Source organism: Alkanindiges illinoisensis (genome assembly GCF_004377485.1).
In the GTDB taxonomy this organism is placed as follows: Bacteria; Pseudomonadota; Gammaproteobacteria; order Pseudomonadales; family Moraxellaceae; genus Alkanindiges; species Alkanindiges illinoisensis_A.
Window position 1 is genome coordinate 38470 of the sequence record NZ_SNTY01000047.1, and the last position, 21631, is coordinate 60100.

Below are 21631 nucleotides of genomic sequence, written 5' to 3' on the forward strand. Positions count from 1 at the left end.
AAGAAATTTTATAAGTAGGTAGGTTGGAATGACTTACAATAATCATGCTGCGTCTTGTTTGATGCTGTCGATATGATTCACTGTCGAACAAAAACCGAAAAAACAATGGAGATGTCAAAAAATGCCTTCCTTGCTACCGCGAGCTGAGCAAAAAAATATTTTAATTACCGGCGCATCCAGTGGTATTGGTGAGGCGCTGGCCTGGGCCTGTGCCAAGCGTGGTATGAATCTGGCGCTGGTTGCACGTCGGCTGGATCGGCTGGAAAATCTGGCGGAACGCATTCGCGAGCGCTATCAGGTGCAGGTTGAGGTTGCTGCCTTAAATATTTGTGAAAACGAAAAGATCATGCCAATTTTTATGGGCTTTAGTGAGCTACTGGGCCGTATTGACATTGTGGTGGCCAATGCCGGAATTTTAAAAAGCCGCAAGGTGGGCGATGGTCGTATTGATCGCGATGCACAGGTGTTTGAAACTAATGTGCTGGGTGCGATTGCCACCAGTGAAAGCGCTATTAGCCTGTTCCGCATGCAGGGACGGGGCGGGCATCTGGCAGTAATTTCATCTTATTCGGCGTTTATGCCACTGCCCAGTGGTGCAGCCTATTCAGCCAGCAAGGCCGCGGTAAGCAGTTATTTTAATGCTGTGCGTGCGCCTTTATTGCGTGAAAATATTAGCCTGAGCCTGATTTATCCGGGGTTTGTCAGCACTGATTTGTTGCAGGGCTTTAACTCGCATGGTCTGCCAATTATTGCCAAGGCCAAGGATGTTGCTGAGGAAATCCTGACGGCAATTCTGGCCAAAAAGAAAAATGCCATTGTACCCAGATTGCCGTGGGCAGTGCTGTACCAGATGCAAAAGCTGGTGCCGAATGCGCTGCTGAATAGTGTGCAAAAATTCCTGTAAATACTAAAACCAGCAAGCTGATCTAGGTACAAATCTAACGGCTTGCTGGTTTTTGTGTTTTTTGGGATGTTTAGACTAGGTATTGGCTGATGATCAGGATAGCGTGGAAAAAATAATGTTGCATCCGTTGCTGCTAGTTGCCATTGGCGGTGCGCTGGGTTCAATGGCCCGTTATGGTTTGTCGGCGCTTATCGTCCGTCAGGTAAATCCAGTTGATTTTCCATGGGGAACGTTTGGCGTTAATATTCTGGGTTGTCTGTTAGCGGGTATTTTTCTGGTGGCAGCGGAGCAGTTACCAGCGGTAAATCAGGAAGCGCGCCTGTTTATTGTGACGGGCTTGCTGGGTGGTTTTACCACATTTTCAGCCTTTGGCATTGAAACTTTAAGCCTGATTCGGCGTGGTGAAATGCTCATTGCCTTTAGCTATGCCAGCTTGAGTGTGATTATTGGGGTATGTGCCATGTGGCTGGCTTACAGTACTATTAAGGCCATATTAAGCTAATGCTTTGATAACTCTTGCTAAATAAACGCTAAAGATTAAATTTTTTCACTCAACAGGGTTCTTGCTATTGGTCGGATTGACCTGATTATGGATAAAACAAGAATTGCTCTTATTTTAAATAAAATATAAAAATCAATATCTTAAATACTAAATGAAATATGGCCTGTAAGTAACGGTTAACAGGATATTCAAATATTTTTCTTTATTTATCGATAGCTTAAGCCTGTGTTTTTCATTTAGGGGAAGATAATGCCACAGGATTCCAAAGGATTAAACAATGATGTCCAGCAAATTATGGCACGCCAGTGGGACAGACGCCAGCTTCTGGGCTATGGGGCAGGGGGTACTGCCGCATTATTACTGGCTGGTTGCGGCGGCAGTTCAGGGGACAGTAGTACTTCCAGTACGGTAGCCTCGTCTGGCAGTGCATCAAATAGCATAGATACTACTTCAGGCAGCACCGACAGTACAGGCGCCGTCAGCAGTTGTGGCAACATTCCGGAAGAAACCGAAGGGCCATATCCGGCAGATGGTTCCAATGGGGTTAATGTGCTAACCCGCTCGGGCATTGTACGCAGTGACATTCGCACCAGCCTGAATACCGGCAACGTGGCTCAGGGTGTTCCATTGAGCATTGTGCTAAAACTGGTCAATACCAATAATGCCTGTGCTGCGCTGGAAGGCTATGCAATTTACCTCTGGCATTGCAACCGGGACGGTAACTATTCGCTGTATTCCAGCAGTATCGCCAGCGAGGATTATTTGCGCGGCGTGCAACAAACCAGTGCCGATGGGGTGGTGACATTTAGTTCAATTTTTCCGGCTTGTTACGATGGCCGCTGGGCGCATATTCACTTTGAAGTCTACCGCAGCCTTGATGCAGCCATGACGTACCGCAACAAGATACGCACTTCACAACTGGCCATGCCACAGGATATTTGCCAAACCGTGTATGCCAATGCCAGTGGCTATACCGCGAGTCAAAGCAATCTGTCGCGTGCCAGCCTGAGTACTGACAATGTATTTCGCGACGGCTATTCCCTGCAATTGTCCAGCGTTACTGGCAGTGTCACTGCGGGCTATGTGGCAACACTAATTGTGGGGGTAGCGGTATAACAGGAAGGCGTAGCTTTCTCGACCAGAGGTTCTACCCTTTATTCTGGTCGAGCTTTTTAATGTTTCATGCAAGGGACAATTAAAATTTAATCGTTGTCTTGATCAATCGTCGTCTTCATCACCACGGGTATCAAAGGTTTTGGCGGGATCAATGCCTTGATCCTTTAAATCCTGTATCTTTTCTTCCAGCGTGCGAAACTGCTGCGCATCACGCATTTTACGGATATCGTCATCCACCGTATGCTGCAACTGTTCCAGCGACTGGCTGTCAGGTGTTTGTGGGTTATGGTTAGTCATATCAAATCAATCCTCAAAAAAATTATGACGTGGTCAGGTTGGTGATGCTGGACTATGCAGCGGCACCACTTCTTCCAGCAAAGGCTTAAAGTTGTCTTTGACTTTCAGGTTGATCATGTTCCAGTAATGGCCGGAAATGGTGCGGTTCAGCATCATGGTTTCGGGCGATGGCTGGAAACTGTCCCAATATTTCAGGGATTTTTTCAGTAATTCCACGGCATCATGGTGTGCGGTATTTTTGGCAAAGTCGTATTCACCATTTAATGGGCTAATTAAAATATCAATCCATTGCTGGTAAAACTCTGCCGGAATCTGGCCGTTATAGTTGCGCACATGCAGTTCGCGCAGGGCTTGTTCCAACGCTGGAATATCATGGCTAAAAGCGGCACGAACCAATTGCTTATTGATGTTCACAAGCTCAGGCGATAAGGTTTTGGTACTGCCATAGTCATACACCACCACGGAACCGTCAGGCCGAAAGGCAAAGTTGCCCGGATGCGGATCACTATGAAAGCTATGCAGGAAAAATACTTCCTGACTGATCAGGCGAAACAGGCGCTCGCCCAGTTCATTGCGCAATTCCTGTGACCACGTGCTTGCGGTTTCAATAGATTCACCCAGTTCTTCGCTTAAGGTCAGCACCCGACGGGTTGAATAGGCCGGATACACTTTGGGAATAATCACCTTGCTATCCAGTTGCTGGTGAAACGTTGAAAACACTTGCAGGTTATGCGCTTCAATATTGTAATTTAGCTCGGCTGTCAGGCTGTCCCGCATTTCATCAAACAGCTTGTCTTGTAATTTTTTATCAATCTTGAATACACCGGCCAATCGCAATGCCAGTCGTACCTGCTTTAAGTCACTTTCACAGGCTTCATCCACGCCCGGATATTGCACTTTCACCACCACGCGCTCACCAGTGGGCAATACGGCACGATGCACCTGTCCAATGGAAGCTGCGGCAAATGGTTCACTGTCGATAGATGCAAAAATCTGATCCAGCGGTTTGCCCATTTCGCGTTCAATCTGGTACTGAATAGTGCTAAACGGCACTGGTGGCGCCTGTCGTTGCAGCTTGGCAATGGCTTTGGCCACTTCGGGCGGGAAAATATCCTTGTACTGCGAGGCAATTTGCCCCACTTTCATCACCGCGCCTTTCATCTCGCCCAGTGTATCGGCAATTTTAAGGCCAATGTCTTCATACAGTCGGGATTTGGCCGCGAGTTTTTCTTCATCGTTGGCATTAAAGGACTTAATGGAATTACTGACGGCCTTGCCGGCAATACTGGCGGTCATGCCAGCCAGCTTGATAAAACGGCGGCCGGGTGTACTGGTTTTTTCAGCCACAACTTTAACCTTAATAAAACACGGGAATAAGGCAGTGTGGCACGCACATTCAGCCCTGCCAAGCCCCAAAAAATAGTGTTTTTGTTGGGCTGTGTGAGTGGATGTGGCTAAATGTGTTTAGCTGGCTCGGAAGCATTCACAGTTGCTGCCAAACGCTGGAATAGCAGTTTTTGCCGATGCCGCAGGCGAAAGCTGAGTAGCACGGCAGCAATGGTCAGACCGATGACCAGCCCAGTCCAGAAACCCGCTGCGCCGTAAGGCAATATCCGTGACAGCACAATACCCAGCGGCAGCGCAACACCCCAGTAGGACAGCAGGGTAATCCACATTGGCCCCTGCGTATCCTGCATACCGCGCAAACAGCCTGCCGCAGCCACTTGCCAGGCATCGGACAACTGGTAAATCAGGGCAAACAGCAACAGGCCGGTTGCTGCCGCCTGTACAGTAGCATCCGTAGTATAAAACCCGGTGATTTGTGCACGAAACAGCAGCATGATCAGCATCCCTAACAGTGCCATGCTGGTGGCAAACATAAAGCCCAGCCGTTGTACATACTGCATGGCCGACCAGTTTTTCTCGCCATACAATTGGCCCACCCGAATAGTGAGTGCCATGCCCAGTGACAGCGGCGCCATAAAAAACACTGAAGTGACCGAAAGCGCAATCTGGTGTGCCGATACCACAATTTCACCCAGCGGACTTAAAATAATGGCTGCAATACTAAACAGGCTAACTTCAAAGAATATCGCCATGCCAATTGGCGCACCCAGTGCAAAAATTCGCCTGATCATGGCAGTGTTAAAGCGGCTAAACTGCTGAAAAATCTTAATCTGCTGATAGGTTTTTGACAGGCTTAAATAAATGGCCAGCACAATCAGCATGATCCATTGAATACTGGCCGTAGCAATGCCGCAACCTGCACCGCCCAGCTTGGGCAAGCCAAACAAGCCATGCATAAACACATAGTTGAGCGGAATAATACCCAGCAAACCCAGAATACTAATCACTGTGACTGGCCGTGGATGACCCAGTGCTTCGGTATAACCGCGCAAAGTGGCATACAGCGTTACGGCTGGCATGCCAAAGGCAATGGCATGCAAAAAGAAACTGGCTTTGGGTTGCAGGTGCGCTGGCACATCCAGCAGGTTAAAGCTTAAGGGAGCAAGTTGTAACACGGCAAAACCAGCCAGTCCCATAATTATCGCCAGATACAGGGCCTGCTGGGTAATCCAGGGAATTTTATGAGTTTGCCCGGCACCCTTGGCTTCTGCCACCAGTGGGGTAGTGGCAATCATTACACCTGCCATAAACAGCACGACGGGCAACCACAAGCCTACCCCAACAGCCACCACGGCCAGATCAGTGGGTGACATGCGCCCGGCCATGACTGTATCAATCAGGCCAAACCCGGCTTGCGCTATCTGGGTAATCAAAATTGGCCACATCAGATGAAACAGGGTGCGGACTTCATGGCGTCGGCTATCAGGCTTTAGCATTTTGTAGCTGTATTTGGTCGATGACCCTGACATGGTTTTTCTACATCATATAATCAGGCGTTATTGTAGCCGGATTTAGGTGGCCTGAGTGGATTGCAAACAGCTAATGCTCCAGAAGCAGGCTTATGGATTCACTAACACAGTATAGGGCTACAATAAAAAACCTGCTGTGTTAACCTGTTAAGGCAAGCACAGCAGGCTATATTTAAATTAGCACTACCTGTTTAAAACGTAGTTTTAATACGCTTAAAGGCCACTGGTTTATTATTTTCATCAAACAGCTGTACCACTAAAATATATTCCTTGCCACTTTCTACCATATTGGCTGGAATGGCTGTCGCCAACAAGCGCAAGTCATTGGCAACCTGCTGGTAAATAATGCCGTTTGAATTACTATCCCCGATGGCAGCTTCATTGATTACATTAACAAGCACCTTGCGCGCACTGGTAGGGGCATTGCTCCAGCTAATAATCCGGTTCAGTTGTTTAATATCAAAATTAGTCGGGAACACTGTATTTTCTGGATAAAGCGTCAAACTGCCTTTGCGGGCCAGCGTGAAGGTTTGATCGCCGGTAATACCGCAATCATTGATGGTACGCTCATCATTCTTATCGTTGGCATTAACCGTATAATCACCGTCATAGCGATTGTCACTGCGCTTATAGTCCACCTTAAAGCTTAAGGCGATTTTTCGGGTGTCATAATTGCTGGAATCAGAATCCAGATCGCCCTCGGCTGCACCTGTAATATAACTGGTGAATTTTGATCCACTCACGGGAAGACTGCTTACTCCGCCGCCCTGACAGTCAAAGTAGCGAAATGACATCCGGCCTTTAATTTTACCTGTACCTCCGGGGGCATCCACATAAATGCCGCCAACGGTAGGATCAGGGTCGTTCACATCCAGACTTTCAGCATAGTAGCCAAATAAATGACCGCCCGGCTGGTCTTGTACGGCAGGGCCAAGATCATCACCACTACCGCCGCAACCAGTTAGTGCCGCAGCCAGCAAGCCAGTGGTTATCATTAAACTGAGTTTTGTTTTTTGCATCATTCAGGTTCTCGTATTACTACAGAATTAAATTGAACGTAGTCTAATAGAGAACATATCAGCCAAAGGTAAGTGTAGACCTAAGGTTTGTATGAGCTTGGCTAAACCCTGTTATAAAGAAATTAATACTAGTATTTCACTGTTAACACTAGCCCTGCCATCACCATGAGTGCCCCGGCAATGCGTTGCCAGTTAATGCTGTGCTTTTCAAAACCCAGCCAGCCAAAATGATCCAGCACCAAGGATGCCAGCAGTTGCCCGCACACAATAACAATCGTCAGATTCACTGCGCCTAACCGTGGCGCCAGAATAATTGAAACGCTCACGCCAAAAGCACCCAGCAAACCGCCCACCCATAACCACAATGGCATGCCCAGCAGGTGCTGCAACTGTGGCCTTGAATCAGTTTGCAGCACGACCACAGCGCCCAGAATCACAGTACCTACCAGAAAGGAAAGGAATGCGGCCTGATAGGGCGAGTTGACATACTGACGTAACTGGGCGTTAACCCCGGCCTGACTGGCCAGCGCAATGCCACCCGCCAGTCCGAGCATTAATAATGTACTGAGTTCCAGTCCTTTCATGGTGGCTTTTACCTGATGGCTTTTGTCTGATGGTGATGATGTGGCGGCAGTTATATCGTCATATTGATGTGGTTTTAGATACCATTATGCGCTGGGTTTACGCAACATGATGGCCTGCCACTGTGCGGGTGTTACTGGCATGAGGGACAATCGACTCCCTGTTTTTAGTAGTGGCAGGTCTTCCAGCTCCGGCATTTCGCGCAAGATGGACAGTGGCAAAATCTCCGGCCATTTTTCAACAAATTCCACATCTACACCCGTCCAGCGCGGCTTATCCAGCGTAGATTTTGGATCATAATAACGGTGTTCCGGATTGAACTGGGTTGGGTCGGGATAACCACCTTTGACAATTGTCATTAGACCTACGATGCCCGGTACTTTACAATTGGAGTGGTAAAACAGTGCCTGATCGCCAGCCTGAATTTGCCGTAAAAAGTTACGAGCCTGATAGTTACGCACGCCATCCCACAATGCAACACCGCGCTGTTGCAAATGGTCAATGCCAAAGCCTTGTGGTTCAGATTTCATTAGCCAGTAGGCCACGTTGAGACTCCTAAATTGACAGTCACGTCCAGTTTGCACGATCCGGTTTTACTTGAGCCAGCAGTCATTCCGCTAGCCCTGTACATTCACATGCCGTGGTGTGTAAAAAAATGCCCTTACTGCGATTTTAATTCGCATGCCTTGCCAAAAGTGCAAGGAGTTCAAGAGGCTACATCGATTGTTGATTTGCCAGATAGTGCCTTGCCTGCCGAACTTGAGCAAGCGTATTTACAGGCCTTAATACAAGATGCAGCACAACAGCAACCATTGGCACAAGGCAGATGCATTTCCAGTGTATTTATTGGCGGTGGCACCCCTTCGCTAATTTCCGCCAAAGGTTACCAGTGGCTGTTTAAGCAGTTAAAAGCCCTGTTTGACTTTAGTGCCGATTGTGAAATTACGCTGGAAGCCAACCCCGGCACACTGGAACACCAGCCCTTTGCCGATTATCTGGAAGCAGGAATCAACCGCTTGTCACTGGGCGTGCAAACGTTTGACAGTGTACAGTTGCAGCGTCTGGGCCGTATTCATAGTCAGGATGACGCCATGCAGGCCATTACCCGCGCGCGTGAGGCAGGGTTTAACCGCTTAAATGTTGATTTAATGCATGGCCTGCCAGCCCAAACCGAGGCACAGGCGCTGCATGACTTGCACACCGCCATTGGTCAGGGTGCAACCCATGTGTCGTGGTATCAGCTCACCATTGAACCCAATACGGTATTTTTTAGAACCCAGCCGGTGTTGCCAGAAGATGATATTCTGGCCGATATCCAGCAGGCCGGGGAAGCAGTGCTGCACAATCATGGTTATGTGCAATATGAAGTGTCGGCGTGGGCCAAAGAGCAGCCTTGTCGGCATAACCTGAATTACTGGCAGTTTGGGGATTATCTGGCGATTGGTGCGGGAGCGCATGGCAAAGTGACTCAGCCAGAGGGCATTTACCGTTTCCAGAAAACCCGGCAACCCAAGGATTATCTGGACCAGCAACCCGCCAGCATGCTGAACTGGCAGGCCATTGCTGCCGATGACATGGCATTTGAATTTATGATGAATGCCTTGCGGCTAAAAGAAGGGGTACCCAGCAGTTTTTATAATACCCGCACTGGCTTGTCATTGGATAACCTGCAACCCATATTGACTAAGTTGCGGCAGCAGGGCCTGCTGGTTGCCGATGAGCAGCGCCTGCAATGTACCGCACAGGGATTTAATTATTTAAATGATGTGCTGAGTGAATTTGTTATGGATTAGCCCAAACCCATAGCCATAAAAAAGCCGCTTCACTGTGATAGCAGTTACAGTAGCGGCTTGTCTTCAAACAGTTCTTCCTGTTCCGGTTCAATCAGCTTTTGATGCAGCCATTCACGCCAGACCGCCAGCAAAATTGCCAGAATCACCGGGCCAATAAATACGCCCACCATGCCAAAACTGGCCAGACCACCCAGTACGCCAAACATAATCAGTAAGAATGGAATTTTGGTTGCGCCGGAAATCACCAGTGGCCGGATAATATTATCCACCCAGCTCACCACACATAAACCCCAGACTGCCATGCCAGCCGCTTCCCAGGTATGACCCTGCGATAACAGCCAGATGGAAACACCGCCCCATGAAAATGGTGTCCCAAATGGAATCAATGCCAGCAGGAAGGTTGCAAAGGTCAACACCACCGGATTGGGTACACCTGCCACCCAGTAGCCAAGACCAGCCAGCAAGGCTTGCGCCAGTGCTGTGAGACCCACGCCATATACAACCGCGCGCGTGGTTTCACCAATGGCATGCAAATAGCCATGCACCCGATAACCAATAATCTTGTTAAGGGCCATGCGCACCTGATCCAGAATAAAAGTGCCATCCCGATAAAAGAAAAACAGGGTTAGAATCGCCAGCGTGAGCTTGAAAATATTGCGGCTAATTTCACCCAGCACCACGCGGCCATAGCCAATATGCCCCTGCATCCAGCTGCGAATGGTGCTGGACAAATCATGTGGATGTGCATTGAGCTGGGCCACAAAGCGCGACATTTCCTTGCCAATGATGGGAATATGCTGGACAAAATCCGGTAAGGTAATACCACCGGCAAAAATCTGGCGTTGCAGATTCAGGTATAAATCGCGGCCTTCATGCTGCAACAGGAAAATAGCCATAATAAACGGTACGCCAATCACCACGCTTAAAATGGTTGTCATGGTCAGCGCGCTTAAATTATGCCGATAGCCAAAAGTGCGCAAAATCGCCTGATAAATTGGCCAGGTGATATAGGCCAGAATGGCTGCCCATACCACCGGCACAATAAAAAATTTTAAAACCTGAAAGCTAAGCAGCATTAGCCCAATAAACAGGCCAAGTAAAAGCAGGCGTTGAATGGCTGAAACGTCTTGCACACCAGTCTCATTATGCTGAGGGTTATGCAGCTATGTTAATCGAACTACATGCCTAAACAAGCGGGAAAATGAAAAATATCTATGAATCCTCCAGCCTGAGCACATGAATTTGTATCCGCTCTAAACCGACAACAGTGCAATATTGGTGATCAGGAGCGGTTTAAAGCAACAGTAATCTAGGCATACCATGTGGTAACAGGACCGGCAGCAGGCGGTTCCAGCTGGTTAAGCAGCCCATGCCATTGGGCCTGCATGAGTTGATACTGTTTCTGATGATGATCAAAAATACTCAAGCCCTGTGCCGCCAGTTGCGGATAGGCGCTGCGCTCGCTAATCCAGCCCAGTGGTACAAAATCCACTTGCCTGAAAAAATCCTCAAGCTGCTTGCTGCCAATGGATTGCGCACGCACCCGGTTGGCCAGCAAATGCAACTGGACCTTGCCTTTGCGCACACGCTTTAAGTCTTCAACATGCTTTAAAAAACGCCGGGTGCTGTCCACATCAAAAAACGAGGGTTGCACGGGAATAATCATGGCATGGGCAGTGGCCACCAGTTGTGCGGCGTGCTGGTCGGTGAGTGATCCCGGCGCATCTACTACCAGCCAGTCGACCTTTTTTGGAGTATCGCCAATGCTGTCGTCATGACGCCAGTCCAGCCCAATAATTTTACTGGCGTGCTCTGGCCGCAACTTTAGCCATTGTAGTGAAGACTTTTGTACATCGGCATCAGCCAGTGCTACTTTGTTACCCCGTTTTGCCAGAGCGGCTGCCAAAGTAATGGCAGTAATGGTTTTGCCGCAGCCCCCTTTATGATTGGCCACCAGAATCGTTTTCAATGATTTTCCAGCACATAATTAGGTTTATTCAATTGTAATGAAAAAATATGACATTTTCGTGAAAACCACAATGAAATTTGAAACTTGGCGTGTCGTGAAATTTAAAATCTTGCTGTTTTTGCCCTATGGACTGGTTATGATAACAGGACAAAATATCCAGTCTGCATTGCAAGCTGGTTGAAGCCAAACCAATAAGGCAATCCAATAAGAGAAATCATCATGGAACGTGGATTTTACCTGCTACTCGCGCTGGCCATTGGTTATGCAGCATGGTCGCACTGGCTTAAGCCCTCACCACATCTGGATCAATGGACCACTGGTGCAGGCACACAGGCTGCTCAGGGCGTACAGGTGAAAGAACTGGAAGCTTATTCCGGTGAATTCCGCATTTTAAGCCGTGAAGATTACAGCAGTGGCACCGAAGCGCAGTTTTCACCCGTGGATTTTGCAGTGGGCTGGGGCAATATGGCCAAGCCGGAAGTCTATTCGCAGATTGATATAAGCCAAAGTAACCGCTGTTATCGCTGGCATGTGGATCATGAGCCGCCCATTCCTTTGCGCGAAATTGAAACCCACAGTGCCAACATGCACATTATTCCCGCCAATAGCGAAGTGGCCAAACAGCTAAAAAAGGTGAAGCCGAATGATATGGTTTATCTGCAAGGTGCGCTGGTTGAAATTGAAATGAGCAACGGCTGGCACTGGCGCAGTTCCTTGTCGCGTGAGGATACGGGTGCAGGCGCCTGTGAACTGATGCGGGTGGATCAAGTGCGCTGGCTATAGGTATTTTTATTGAGTGGATTAACTTACGTCCAGCATCTGAATGCTGATTAATTTTAAGAAAACAAAAATAAGCTGAATTAAAAAAAGATTACTTATCAATGAGTAAAATTTATCATTAGGCGGTTTTATCAATAAGCAACTGTTAAAAATACACAGTTTTCAACGATAAGCAGCTTTTAAAAATAAACAGTTTCGCAAAAAAACAGCAATCCGTTACAGCTTGCGGAGATTTCTGCGCATTTCATGGAATTTTTTAGGTTTTAATGAATAAAACTTCTCCTAACTTTATTGTCGTAAATTCCAGTATGAGGACAAAGAAACCAGTGCGATCCCTGCAAAGCGTTTTGCAAATTGGCAGCATTTTACTGTTGAGTGCTTTAGGCGGCGTGTCTGTCGTAACTACGCCTGCACTGGCCAATCGGCCTGCTGCTCAGTTTAATGGAGCCCAGCTTAATAGTGCGCAGTTTAACATTGCAAAAGGCTTGGCGCCTGCACAAAATCAGCAGGTTAAAGTGCTGGATCAGTTTGCCGGCAACTTTCGTATTCTGGGACGCAAGGATTATCAAAATGACCGGGAAGCGCAGTTTTCTCCAGTGGATTTTGCCGTGAGTGAGGGACTGCTGGCCAGCAAGTATTATTATCCCTTGATTGGTGTGCGGCAGGATAACCGATACCTGACCTGGAGCATGAGCAAGCTGCCCTTGCCACCCAAAAAAGCCATGCAACTGGTATCCAATATTCACATTATCCCAGCCAATCCCAAAATTGCCGCTGAGCTAAAGCAGGTGAAACAGGGCGATCTGGTGAATTTACGTGGTGATCTGGTCGAAGTCGATGATCATGGCTGGACGTGGCGCAGTTCACTGTCACGCACCGATGTCGGCGATGGCGCGTGTGAGCTGTTGCGCGTGCAATCCATTCAATGGGTTGAGAAATAAATATAAAGTTTATTCATTGCACGAGCTGAGATAGCGCTTTTGGTAAATCGGGATGCTGAAAATTAAAGCCCGCCTCAATTAAGCGTTCCGGCATAATTCGCTGGCTATCCAGAAACAAATGCGACATTTCGCCAAACGCCAGTTTTGCCATAAAGGTAGGCATCGGTAGCCATGCAGGTCGGTGTAGCGCATGTGCAAAATCCTTGGCAAACTGCGCTTGCGTGACAGGAGTAGGCGCCACCAGATTCACCGGGCCTGCAATCGGATGCTGCATCAAAAACAGTACTGCTTTGATCCAGTCATCACGGCTAATCCAGCTCATCCATTGTTGCCCCGAACCAATCTTGCCGCCAAAGCCCAACTGGTAAATAGGTTTTAGGCGTGCAATCATTCCACCAGAATGATCCAGCACCACGCCAGTGCGCAGCAGAGTGGTCGAAATCCCTAGTTCCTGTGCCTGTAATGCGCATTGCTCCCACTGCTGGCATAGTTCATGGGTAAAGCCAGCGTGTGCCGTACTGGTTTCGTTCAGCACATTATTGTCATGCGAGCCATACCAGCCAATTGCCGACCCGGATAAAAACTGCTGTGGCTTCACTGCCAGTTGCTTAAACCAGTTAATTAAGGCTTGCGTGGTTTGCAGGCGACTTTGCAATAAATCGGTTTTGCGTTGCTCGCTCCAGCGCTTGTCAGCAATGCCAGCACCCGCCAGATTAATGACAATATCGGCATAGCCAATGCTTTCCAGTTTTTTTAGCGTAGTGACGGTGAGCAAGGGATGCGATAGGGGAAACTGTTCAGGCTGGCGACTGGTGACGGTAATGCTGTGCTGGTCTTGCAGCAGGCGCTGAATGAGGGCTGTGCCGAGAAATCCGCTACCGCCCGTGATGAGGATGTGCATGGTATTTGCCTAAAAATTATAGATATTTGAAAATGTAAACTGCTTACAGCTATAATCAGCACTACTATTTATTATAATAATACGAATTTAGAATTTATGTTGGACAGAAGTACTCTTGTCTATACTATTCATTAATTTTTTTGGTTTTTAAATTTACAAGAATGAAAAATTAGGAACATATAATTTATCATCTTGCTATAACCAAGATAAAGGTGAACTATTCCTGTTAGCATTCAATTCAATATGTCGAAGCTTAAAATTTATTGATTAGATTTGCCATAGTTAAATCTAGCAGATTGTTTTGCTTTATCACAATTTCTTGTAAATGTTGGATTCATTTCATTTAAAGGATTTGTCAACCATATACCTTCAAGGTTCCTTCTTACGGCTTCATTAAACAATGGTAAATATAAACTTGACATGTAGCTATAGAAAATTTTTGCTCTTTTGACTCTTAAGTCTATTCTGGAAACTATATTTCTTTCATCAGAAATATCCTGAGAAAGTTTTTTTAAATCATTCCAAATATCTGTATTTGAAATAAAAGTATCCATAAGAATATTTTCGATAAAAGTTAAATCTCCTAACAGATTTCTAATTATATGTCCCCCTAATCTACTAGGATAATAACTACTGTTTATTGTAGCTAATTGATGAGATTTAGTATGGACAAACCTAAGATTACATAAGTCAGCTAATACTTTAAATGTGTCAGTTTCAGAAAAACCAAGCTCATGTAAGTTTTTTCTAATATCAGGACCACTTAAAGAATTTGGCCCTGTCATGCTACTATTTTTTACTAAAGCTGCCAAAATAAATAATCTGAGTAGTTCACTGTTGTTTTTACCTAATCTCGAATCTAAAGGATTTCCAATTACTGAAAACTCTTCTCTATATACCATCTGATTACCTAAGAGTATTGATCTAAAAGCTTCTTGTACTGGAAGTCTATAATCACCTTTAGTTTGATACGTATTTAAGGCTTTTGCAGGATCACTATATCCATGCGCTAAAAATTCTCTAGTCATTCTTAAAGCTAAACGTACATCATTATTTGCTAAAACATCAATTCTTTCTCCAATCTCAGTTCCCAATACTGAACTCTTAATTAAACCGATAAATAAAGAGAGATCAGGAGTAGTAAATTTTGCACCATTATTAGCTATAAATTCCCCTCTTTTATCTTTTAAGAGCTGTTCTGTTAGAAAGAATCTTTTTGATATAACTGCTGGGATCTCAGGTGGTTCAATATGAATTGGATCAAAATCAAAAGCATCAAAAGTAGGAGAATTACGATGATTCACATAAGTAGATTCACGCATTGCTATAATAAGATTTAAATTTAATCGTCCAGCTAAAGCAATTGAGTCAGCAAAAATATCAGATTGAACAGAATCCTGCTCAAATTGATCAACATTATCAATCACTAAGAAAATAGGCGCTTTCTGAGTATAATAGGATAAAATTTTATTAACATATGGATCAATATTTTCATAGTCGTTTAAAATCATTTCACTTATTTTGCCATTAAATTTTTCTTCATTTTGAGATATTAAAAATAATGGTCCATTACGCAAAGATTCAATATCTTTCTCATAGGCAGGTTCAATTGTTTTTTTATAATCTTTTAAAAAAGAATCTCTTGTAATATAGGAGAAAATATTTTGATATATAAATTTTATTGGTGATTCATTTTGTGAAAAGTTACGAAAATCAATCTGTATCCATTGGGGGAAAGGTTTCTCTGGGGTTTCTCTAAAAAAAGCTGATGCTGTGATTCTTTTCGTATATTCAAGAAAAGTTGTTTTACCTGTTCCTACGCTACCTAGAATTAATATCGCTAAAGGGCGAGATTTAGATGAAGCTATTTCTAGAGAGGATTTTAAAGCCATAGATTCCTGCTTTCTCATAGGGCGCTTAGGCTGTGACTGAAATAGAGGTTCTTTTTTTTGAAGATGCATTCTGACTTTATTATCGAATTTTTGTCTATCAGCATTTTTTACATAACATTTTTCTAATAAATTAGTATCTGTGTCGATAATTGAATCAGAAAAAGCTAAAGTAACTTCATTTTCTATAAGTGGATAAATTGGATTTTGGTGACGTGAACGAGAAGTCCTAAAAAAGCAATTAAGTCTTCTCTCTTCCAATTGATCTATAGCTCGCCCAAGAAGTTCATTCGCTAAATTTCCTTCTATTACCCCTTCACGAGATAATAAACTATAAAAATAGTCAGCTTCTTCTCTTAAAGCTTGAGATAGACTTTCAAAAATAATTGCATACGAGTCAGCAAAAGGAATCTGATCTGTTCTAATAGCAGGAAAAATAATCCATTGATCTCCATTGGTTACTATTGCAAAAGGAATAGACTTTTTTCTACAGTAGTCACGTGCTTGTATGATAGCTTGGCCACCTTCTCCGTGCATTAAAGACCCAGTAAGTTTTGACCTTCGTCTATGTGGTGTGTTAAAAAGAACTTTTCCAACTCTTTTTGCCTCTATAAGTAAAGAAGAGTTTGCTGTTTTAATAATGTAGTCAGCATAAGTAGTTAATCCATCTTCACTGACTCGTTCTTCATAACTAATATCAGCATCATCCCAGCCTAAAATATTTTCTATAATTTTATCTATAACTTTTTTTCGTGTTTCTGCCTCATTAACATCTTTTTCTTTTAAAGTATTAAAAGTTTCCAATACTTGACTTATATAGTCTGTCATTTGAAATCTGCACTTTAATTTGTTGATTTAAAGAGTAAACCCTACTATTTCTAGCAGGGTTTATAACTATTATCAACATTTAACAAATAACTTATTGCAACACACTTACATCCGCCACACTAATAAACAGCGCACGTAACTCGGCCAGCAAGCGCAAGCGATTTTGCTTAACCGCCGCATCATCAGCCATCACCATTACGTTATCAAAGAAGGCATCAATCGGTGCGCGTAAGGTGGCTAGCTCAGTCAGGGCAGGAGTGTAATCATGCGATTGCAACAATGGCGTAACCACCGGGGAAATGGCTTGCAATGCCTGATATAGGTCTTTTTCAGCCTGTTCAGTCAGTAAGCTGGCATCCACATGACCATTCACATTGCCTTCTTTTGCCAGAATATTGGCCACGCGCTTGTTGGCAGCAGCCAATGCCTGAGCTTCAGGCAAGGTTTTAAAGTGACTTACGGCTTTAATGCGATAGTCAAAATCCAGTGGTGACGCGGGATTTAAGCCTTGTACCGCCTGAATCACATCAACACTGACGCCCTGATCTTCATACATGGCACGGTAACGGCCTTCTACAAATTGCAGCGCATCGGCCTGTGCCTTGTGGATATCTTTCAACTTATCCCCATAGCCTTGAACCGCCAGTTCAATCAATTGGCTTAAGGAAATAGACAACCTGTTTTCAATCAGCAGGCGCAAAATACCAATAGCCGCACGGCGCAAGCTAAACGGGTCTTTGTTGCCAGTTGGCGCTTGACCAATGCCAAAAATACCCACTAAGGTATCCAGACGATCTGCCAAAGCCAACGCAATACCTGTACGGGTTTGCGGTAATTTATCACCTGCAAAGCGTGGCAAATATTGCTCGGCAATGGCATTGGCCACTTCATCCGGTAAGCCTTCCAGCTTGGCATAATACGTTCCGGCAATACCTTGCAACTCTGGGAATTCACCCACCAGCTCAGAAGTCAGGTCGCATTTGGCTAATAAGCCTGCCTGCTGGGCGGCAGCTTCATCACCATTGGTTAGCTTGGCAATTTCACTGGCTAGCTTGGCAATACGCTCGGATTTGTCCCATAGCGTGCCCAGTTGCGCCTGAAACACCATGTTGGCCAGTTTGGTTTGGCGGCTGGCCAGTGGCTGTTTCTGATCCTGCACAAAGAAAAACTCGGCATCCGACAAACGTGGACGCACCACCTTTTCATTGCCTTCAATAATCTGGCTGGGGTCTTTGGAATCAATATTGGAGACCGTAATAAAGTAAGGCTGTAGCTTGCCTGCTTCATTGACCAGGCAGAAATACTTCTGGTTGTCCTGCATGGTAGAAATCAGTGCTTCCTGCGGCACGGCCAAAAAGCGCTCTTCAAAACTGGCGCGCAAGGCTACTGGCCATTCAACCAGTGCAGTCACCTCATCCAGCAGGTCGGCTGGCACAATGGCCTCTGCATTAACTTCATCAGCCAGTGTTTTGACTTGTGTAGAGATAATGCCCTGACGCTCATCAAAATCAGCAATTACATGCGCCGCACGCAGGCTTTCCAGATAATCATTGGCATGGTTTAGGGTAATGGCTTGCGGGGCGTGGAAGCGATGACCAAAGGTCTGGTTACCTGCTTTAAAGTCCTGAATGGTAGCGTCAATGATTTGATCATCTTTTAGCAATACCACCCACTGGACTGGACGCACAAATTCAGTCCGGCTGGCGGCAGAGCGCATGCGCTTGGCAATCGGCAAATTATCCAGTGCGGTTTGCAAAATGGCAGGCAACAGGCTATCTACGCTTTGGCCTTTAATGTCTTTATAAAAACAGACTTTTTCCATTTTGCCAGCATTAAAGCGCGACACCTGATCAGCGGTGATACCCTGACCACGCAGGAAACCTTCTAATGCTTTGGTGGGTTTGCCATCGCTATCATAAGCAGCTTGTACTGCTGGGCCATCAAAACGCTTTTGGCTATCGGGTTGTGCTGCATCCAGATCAGTAATTTTTAAGGCCAAGCGACGTGGGGCAGCGTAGGCATCAATGGCAGCAAAATTTAAACCTGCTGTAGTTAAGCCTTTTTCCACTTCGGCTTTTAAGGAATCACGCAGGGTTTTTAGGCTTTTGGGTGGCAGTTCTTCGCAGCCCAGCTCAAATAAGACCGTATGTTTAGACATTATTGCTCACCCTGTTTTTCTTGTTGCTGTTTGGCATTGCTCAATAAGGCTTCTGCATCTTCGGCTGCTTTTAGTTGCGCCAGCACTTCATCACGCAAATGCGGTGCTGCCATCGGGAAGCCCAGCTTGGCACGGGCCTTCACATAACTTTGCGCAATCGCACGGGCAAGGCCACGCACGCGCAGAATATAACGCTGACGTTCAGTCACCGAAATGGCACCACGCGCATCCAGCAGGTTAAAGGTATGCGAGGCTTTTACCACCATTTCATAAGCAGGCAGCGGCAACTCGGCAGCCATCAGCGTGTTGGATTCTGCCTCATAAAAATCAAACAGCTCAAACAGTTTGGGCACATTGGCATGTTCAAAGTTATAAGTTGATTGTTCCACTTCATTTTGATGGAATACATCGCCATAGGTCACAGTGCCAAACTGGCCTTTAGTCCAGACCAGATCGTAAACCGAATCCACGCCTTGCAAATACATGGCCAGACGTTCCAGTCCATAGGTGATTTCGCCAGTCACGGGATAGCATTCCACACCGCCCACTTGCTGGAAATAGGTAAACTGGGTCACTTCCATGCCGTTCAGCCACACTTCCCAGCCCAGACCCCATGCACCCAGCGTTGGTGATTCCCAGTTGTCTTCCACAAAGCGGATATCGTGAGTCAGGGTATCAATGCCAATCGCTTTTAAGGAATCTAAGTAAAGTTGCTGGATATTGGCGGGATTGGGTTTTAACACCACCTGAAACTGGTAGTAATGCTGCAAGCGGTTGGGGTTTTCACCATAACGGCCATCCTTGGGACGGCGCGATGGCTGCACATAAGCGGCATTCCAGGTTTCAGGCCCAAGCGCGCGTAAAAAGGTCGCGGTATGAAAGGTGCCTGCGCCCATTTCCATATCGTAAGGCTGCAAGACCACGCAACCCTGTTCAGCCCAGTAGTTTTGTAGGGCTAAGATCAAGCCCTGAAAAGTATCGATGTGCGATATGGCGCGACTCATGTGGCATCCATGTTTTGAGGTTAGAAAATGGCGATTAGTATAGGGAATTTGCCAGGTTTAGACAAAGGGAAACTCTGGGTTCAGCTAAAACTTAAATGTAAGGTAGACGAAGTTTTTAACCACAAAGCAGCCAGTAATCATCTACAAAAGCGCTATAGGTGATGGTTCAATGCTGGCATAAACTGGCTCAACCATAAATCAAACCTTCCAGAATATGAATCTTTTGAAAAGCATGATTGTGATCACGACAACTGCATTATTAATGGCCGGATGTCAGCACATGAACACCAAAACGCTAAATTTTAGCGAGCAAATACCTGCTACGCCTGAACACTGGATTAGCCAGAACGCTGCATCAAACCAGCAGAAACAGGCTTTACTAAAGGTGAATCAAGCGCAGCAACGCATCAAGCAGCTTGATTTTGCCGATAATACTGAAGTGTTTAAAGTCACCAAGGAAAATCAGGTGGCTAATCACTGTGCCATGACCAAAGGAATTACGCTGGATCAGATTGAGGCATTAAGAGCGTTAAATTTCCAGAGTCCGCACGATGCCCAAATTCTGGCGCAATACTTGCGTGATTCACCGCGCATTAAGCTGGATGTAAATGCCATCCAGTGTGACTTGAGTTAAAGTAAAAACTTATATTGCACCGATTAAAAAGCCTCTAAATGGATAGAGGCTTCTTAGTTCAAACGTTATGAGTGGCGAATTTTTTTAAGTGTTAGCTCAATTCACAGTTCTAAGATCATGGGGCTGGGCGGGTGTAATTTGCCGGGGTTGTTTGGGCATCAATAACCACAACACCAGATAAACAATAATCCCCGGGAACGCTGCACTGAAGATTGAAACAATGACAAAAATCACGCGCAGCAAGTTTGTATTCCAGCCATAACGCTCAGCAATACCCCCCATAACCCCGGCAATCATGTTGCGTCGGCGTGAACGGTACAGGCCAATCTTGTTCATTGTATCAATGCTCCTTCGCGATGCGAATCTTAAAAATAGAAACTGGTCTTAATCATGAAATATGACTAAAGGTTAATTTTGCTAACCAGTATTTAACTATATAAGGTTAACGCTTAGGTTTTAAAGCAGGAAAATGTGTCGGCTTTGTACACACTGTGGGCAAAAAATGCAGGGAATGTTATTAGCGTAAGTATATGTTCCTGAGCTGACTTTTTAACTATCTCCTGCAAAGAAAAAACACAAGAGAACACTAAACACTGCTCAATTTGAAGCCGGTTCAATTATAAGATGGCTCATCCTAGCAAATGAGCTAAAGACCCTTCTAATATTAATAATACACAAGGTCGTGCCCTCATTATCAATTGATCGAGGTCATAGAGATAGATGATTAACACTGCCCTGATAACAGGCAAGGTAAGCACTATTGCACGCGCGGTGATTCCCGGCGCAGCATATCCGGCTGCTGGCAACCCAGGCCGACTATTCTCGGTAAGCCTGCTGGCTGGCATGCTGTTACTGTCCGGCTGTAATAACAGTCTGGATCTGCGTTCACGTTCGCAAGAACCTGCTGAAGACAGCGCGCTTGACCACGCCAATATGCAAAGTGCACGCGCGTCTGCTTTATCAATTACTGAAGCAGCATCGGCTGAACGCTATATTAACAATCAGGATGTGATGCACACGACTTTTAATGAAAGTAAAACCAATGTTCAGGCGGTGCCCTCAGAATCACTGGTCAAACAGTTTGCCGGACGTTATACCGGACAAGTTCCCTGTACGGTGCAATCCTTAGCCTGTTCCAGTGACAAAGTAGACATGACCCTAACCTTGTTGCCGGATGGTTCTGCCATTCGTACGCTAGCTGCACAAGGAAAAGTAAATGCCATGCTGGACAAGGAAGTTGCCGCATGGACAGTATCCGCCAATGGCCAGAATATTATGCTGATTTTACCGAATCATGAAATCTGGAGCTTCAAAAAAATTGGGCTTAACCAGCTTCAATTCCAGCCCAATGCCAGCGCCATGGTTGAACCAGCTGAGGCACTGGGCCAGTATTCAATGATGGCTTCCAATAGCTAATTGAGCCAATACTTTACTGTCT

The 21631-nt window shown here is 45.7% G+C and carries 21 protein-coding genes; 8 read left to right on the forward strand and 13 right to left on the reverse strand.

Annotated elements, in window-relative coordinates; genetic code table 11:
• Nucleotides 1–121 precede the first annotated feature (121 nt).
• From E2B99_RS10460 to E2B99_RS10470, 3 genes are all read left to right on the forward strand, one after another.
• Nucleotides 122–904 (forward strand): SDR family NAD(P)-dependent oxidoreductase, encoded by a 783-nt coding sequence (locus E2B99_RS10460; protein ID WP_134244892.1) that lies wholly within the window; start codon nucleotides 122–124, stop codon nucleotides 902–904.
• Between the two features lie 115 nt (nucleotides 905–1019).
• Nucleotides 1020–1406, forward strand: coding sequence for a fluoride efflux transporter CrcB (crcB, locus tag E2B99_RS10465; RefSeq protein WP_134244893.1), 387 nt, complete (start codon nucleotides 1020–1022; stop codon nucleotides 1404–1406).
• Between the two features lie 249 nt (nucleotides 1407–1655).
• Nucleotides 1656–2522, forward strand: a complete 867-nt coding sequence (locus E2B99_RS10470; RefSeq protein WP_134244894.1) for a hypothetical protein — start codon at nucleotides 1656–1658, stop codon at nucleotides 2520–2522.
• Between the two features lie 102 nt (nucleotides 2523–2624).
• Here E2B99_RS10470 and E2B99_RS10475 read toward each other — a convergent pair whose 3' ends face one another.
• The 6 genes from E2B99_RS10475 to E2B99_RS10500 all read right to left on the reverse strand — a co-directional run bounded on the left by E2B99_RS10475 (nucleotide 2625) and on the right by E2B99_RS10500 (nucleotide 7841).
• On the reverse strand, nucleotides 2625–2819 hold the full coding sequence (locus E2B99_RS10475) for a hypothetical protein (RefSeq protein WP_134244895.1): 195 nt from the start codon (nucleotides 2817–2819) through the stop codon (nucleotides 2625–2627).
• Nucleotides 2820–2852: 33 nt separating this feature from the next.
• The gene (locus E2B99_RS10480; RefSeq protein ID WP_134244896.1) at nucleotides 2853–4166 is read right to left on the reverse strand and encodes an ABC1 kinase family protein; all 1314 of its coding nucleotides are present in this window, start codon (nucleotides 4164–4166) and stop codon (nucleotides 2853–2855) included.
• A gap of 107 nt (nucleotides 4167–4273) precedes the next feature.
• On the reverse strand, nucleotides 4274–5695 hold the full coding sequence (locus E2B99_RS10485) for an MATE family efflux transporter (protein WP_276320938.1): 1422 nt from the start codon (nucleotides 5693–5695) through the stop codon (nucleotides 4274–4276).
• 191 nt (nucleotides 5696–5886) lie between these two features.
• Nucleotides 5887–6717 carry a hypothetical protein gene (locus E2B99_RS10490; RefSeq protein ID WP_134244897.1) on the reverse strand — a complete coding sequence of 277 codons (831 nt, stop codon included), beginning with the start codon at nucleotides 6715–6717 and terminating at the stop codon, nucleotides 5887–5889.
• A 125-nt stretch (nucleotides 6718–6842) separates the two neighbouring features.
• Nucleotides 6843–7298: a DMT family transporter gene (locus E2B99_RS10495; protein ID WP_134244898.1), complete on the reverse strand. Its 456-nt coding sequence runs from the start codon at nucleotides 7296–7298 to the stop codon at nucleotides 6843–6845.
• Nucleotides 7299–7382: 84 nt separating this feature from the next.
• Nucleotides 7383–7841 carry an EVE domain-containing protein gene (locus E2B99_RS10500; protein WP_134244899.1) on the reverse strand — a complete coding sequence of 153 codons (459 nt, stop codon included), beginning with the start codon at nucleotides 7839–7841 and terminating at the stop codon, nucleotides 7383–7385.
• Nucleotides 7842–7856: 15 nt separating this feature from the next.
• Between E2B99_RS10500 and hemW the strand changes: the two genes are divergently transcribed.
• A complete protein-coding gene (hemW, locus tag E2B99_RS10505) occupies nucleotides 7857–9089 on the forward strand; it encodes a radical SAM family heme chaperone HemW (RefSeq protein WP_276320939.1) in 1233 nt (410 codons plus the stop codon).
• 44 nt (nucleotides 9090–9133) lie between these two features.
• On the opposite strand, the gene E2B99_RS10510 is transcribed toward hemW, so the two are convergent.
• Nucleotides 9134–10222 carry an AI-2E family transporter gene (locus tag E2B99_RS10510; RefSeq protein ID WP_276320940.1) on the reverse strand — a complete coding sequence of 363 codons (1089 nt, stop codon included), beginning with the start codon at nucleotides 10220–10222 and terminating at the stop codon, nucleotides 9134–9136.
• 176 nt (nucleotides 10223–10398) lie between these two features.
• Nucleotides 10399–11058: a ParA family protein gene (locus E2B99_RS10515; protein ID WP_134244900.1), complete on the reverse strand. Its 660-nt coding sequence runs from the start codon at nucleotides 11056–11058 to the stop codon at nucleotides 10399–10401.
• A 219-nt stretch (nucleotides 11059–11277) separates the two neighbouring features.
• On the opposite strand from E2B99_RS10515, the gene E2B99_RS10520 reads away from it, so the two are divergent.
• Complete coding sequence (locus tag E2B99_RS10520) at nucleotides 11278–11841, forward strand: hypothetical protein (protein ID WP_134244901.1); 564 nt, start codon at nucleotides 11278–11280, stop codon at nucleotides 11839–11841.
• A 410-nt stretch (nucleotides 11842–12251) separates the two neighbouring features.
• On the forward strand, nucleotides 12252–12779 hold the full coding sequence (locus E2B99_RS10525; protein WP_430981476.1) for a hypothetical protein: 528 nt from the start codon (nucleotides 12252–12254) through the stop codon (nucleotides 12777–12779).
• Between the two features lie 13 nt (nucleotides 12780–12792).
• Here the strand turns inward: E2B99_RS10525 and E2B99_RS10530 are convergent, their stop codons facing one another.
• The 4 genes from E2B99_RS10530 to glyQ all read right to left on the reverse strand — a co-directional run bounded on the left by E2B99_RS10530 (nucleotide 12793) and on the right by glyQ (nucleotide 19559).
• Nucleotides 12793–13680, reverse strand: a complete 888-nt coding sequence (locus E2B99_RS10530; RefSeq protein WP_134244903.1) for a TIGR01777 family oxidoreductase — start codon at nucleotides 13678–13680, stop codon at nucleotides 12793–12795.
• A gap of 260 nt (nucleotides 13681–13940) precedes the next feature.
• Nucleotides 13941–16397 carry a P-loop NTPase fold protein gene (locus tag E2B99_RS10535; protein ID WP_134244904.1) on the reverse strand — a complete coding sequence of 819 codons (2457 nt, stop codon included), beginning with the start codon at nucleotides 16395–16397 and terminating at the stop codon, nucleotides 13941–13943.
• A 91-nt stretch (nucleotides 16398–16488) separates the two neighbouring features.
• The gene (gene glyS / locus E2B99_RS10540) at nucleotides 16489–18555 is read right to left on the reverse strand and encodes a glycine--tRNA ligase subunit beta (protein ID WP_134244905.1); all 2067 of its coding nucleotides are present in this window, start codon (nucleotides 18553–18555) and stop codon (nucleotides 16489–16491) included.
• Complete coding sequence (gene glyQ / locus E2B99_RS10545; protein ID WP_134244906.1) at nucleotides 18555–19559, reverse strand: glycine--tRNA ligase subunit alpha; 1005 nt, start codon at nucleotides 19557–19559, stop codon at nucleotides 18555–18557. Before glyQ ends, glyS begins: the two co-directional genes overlap by 1 nt.
• A 280-nt stretch (nucleotides 19560–19839) precedes the next feature.
• Between glyQ and E2B99_RS10550 the strand changes: the two genes are divergently transcribed.
• Nucleotides 19840–20193, forward strand: a complete 354-nt coding sequence (locus tag E2B99_RS10550; protein WP_134244907.1) for a hypothetical protein — start codon at nucleotides 19840–19842, stop codon at nucleotides 20191–20193.
• Between the two features lie 96 nt (nucleotides 20194–20289).
• Here E2B99_RS10550 and E2B99_RS10555 read toward each other — a convergent pair whose 3' ends face one another.
• On the reverse strand, nucleotides 20290–20529 hold the full coding sequence (locus tag E2B99_RS10555) for a PspC domain-containing protein (RefSeq protein WP_026471504.1): 240 nt from the start codon (nucleotides 20527–20529) through the stop codon (nucleotides 20290–20292).
• A 384-nt stretch (nucleotides 20530–20913) separates the two neighbouring features.
• On the opposite strand from E2B99_RS10555, the gene E2B99_RS10560 reads away from it, so the two are divergent.
• Nucleotides 20914–21609: a hypothetical protein gene (locus tag E2B99_RS10560; protein ID WP_134244908.1), complete on the forward strand. Its 696-nt coding sequence runs from the start codon at nucleotides 20914–20916 to the stop codon at nucleotides 21607–21609.
• Nucleotides 21610–21631: the final 22 nt, after the last annotated feature.

Bases quoted from the DNA above. Each gene is read 5' to 3' on its own strand.
- E2B99_RS10460 (WP_134244892.1), top strand. From the start codon at position 122: ATGCCTTCCTTGCTACCGCGAGCTGAGCAAAAAAATATTTTAATTACC.
- crcB (WP_134244893.1), top strand. From the start codon at position 1,020: ATGTTGCATCCGTTGCTGCTAGTTGCCATTGGCGGTGCGCTGGGTTCA.
- E2B99_RS10470 (WP_134244894.1), top strand. From the start codon at position 1,656: ATGCCACAGGATTCCAAAGGATTAAACAATGATGTCCAGCAAATTATG.
- E2B99_RS10475 (WP_134244895.1), bottom strand. From the start codon at position 2,819: ATGACTAACCATAACCCACAAACACCTGACAGCCAGTCGCTGGAACAG.
- E2B99_RS10485 (WP_276320938.1), bottom strand. From the start codon at position 5,695: ATGTCAGGGTCATCGACCAAATACAGCTACAAAATGCTAAAGCCTGAT.
- E2B99_RS10490 (WP_134244897.1), bottom strand. From the start codon at position 6,717: ATGATGCAAAAAACAAAACTCAGTTTAATGATAACCACTGGCTTGCTG.
- E2B99_RS10495 (WP_134244898.1), bottom strand. From the start codon at position 7,298: ATGAAAGGACTGGAACTCAGTACATTATTAATGCTCGGACTGGCGGGT.
- E2B99_RS10520 (WP_134244901.1), top strand. From the start codon at position 11,278: ATGGAACGTGGATTTTACCTGCTACTCGCGCTGGCCATTGGTTATGCA.
- E2B99_RS10530 (WP_134244903.1), bottom strand. From the start codon at position 13,680: ATGCACATCCTCATCACGGGCGGTAGCGGATTTCTCGGCACAGCCCTC.
- E2B99_RS10535 (WP_134244904.1), bottom strand. From the start codon at position 16,397: ATGACAGACTATATAAGTCAAGTATTGGAAACTTTTAATACTTTAAAA.
- glyS (WP_134244905.1), bottom strand. From the start codon at position 18,555: ATGTCTAAACATACGGTCTTATTTGAGCTGGGCTGCGAAGAACTGCCA.
- glyQ (WP_134244906.1), bottom strand. From the start codon at position 19,559: ATGAGTCGCGCCATATCGCACATCGATACTTTTCAGGGCTTGATCTTA.
- E2B99_RS10550 (WP_134244907.1), top strand. From the start codon at position 19,840: ATGAACACCAAAACGCTAAATTTTAGCGAGCAAATACCTGCTACGCCT.
- E2B99_RS10555 (WP_026471504.1), bottom strand. From the start codon at position 20,529: ATGAACAAGATTGGCCTGTACCGTTCACGCCGACGCAACATGATTGCC.
- E2B99_RS10560 (WP_134244908.1), top strand. From the start codon at position 20,914: ATGATTAACACTGCCCTGATAACAGGCAAGGTAAGCACTATTGCACGC.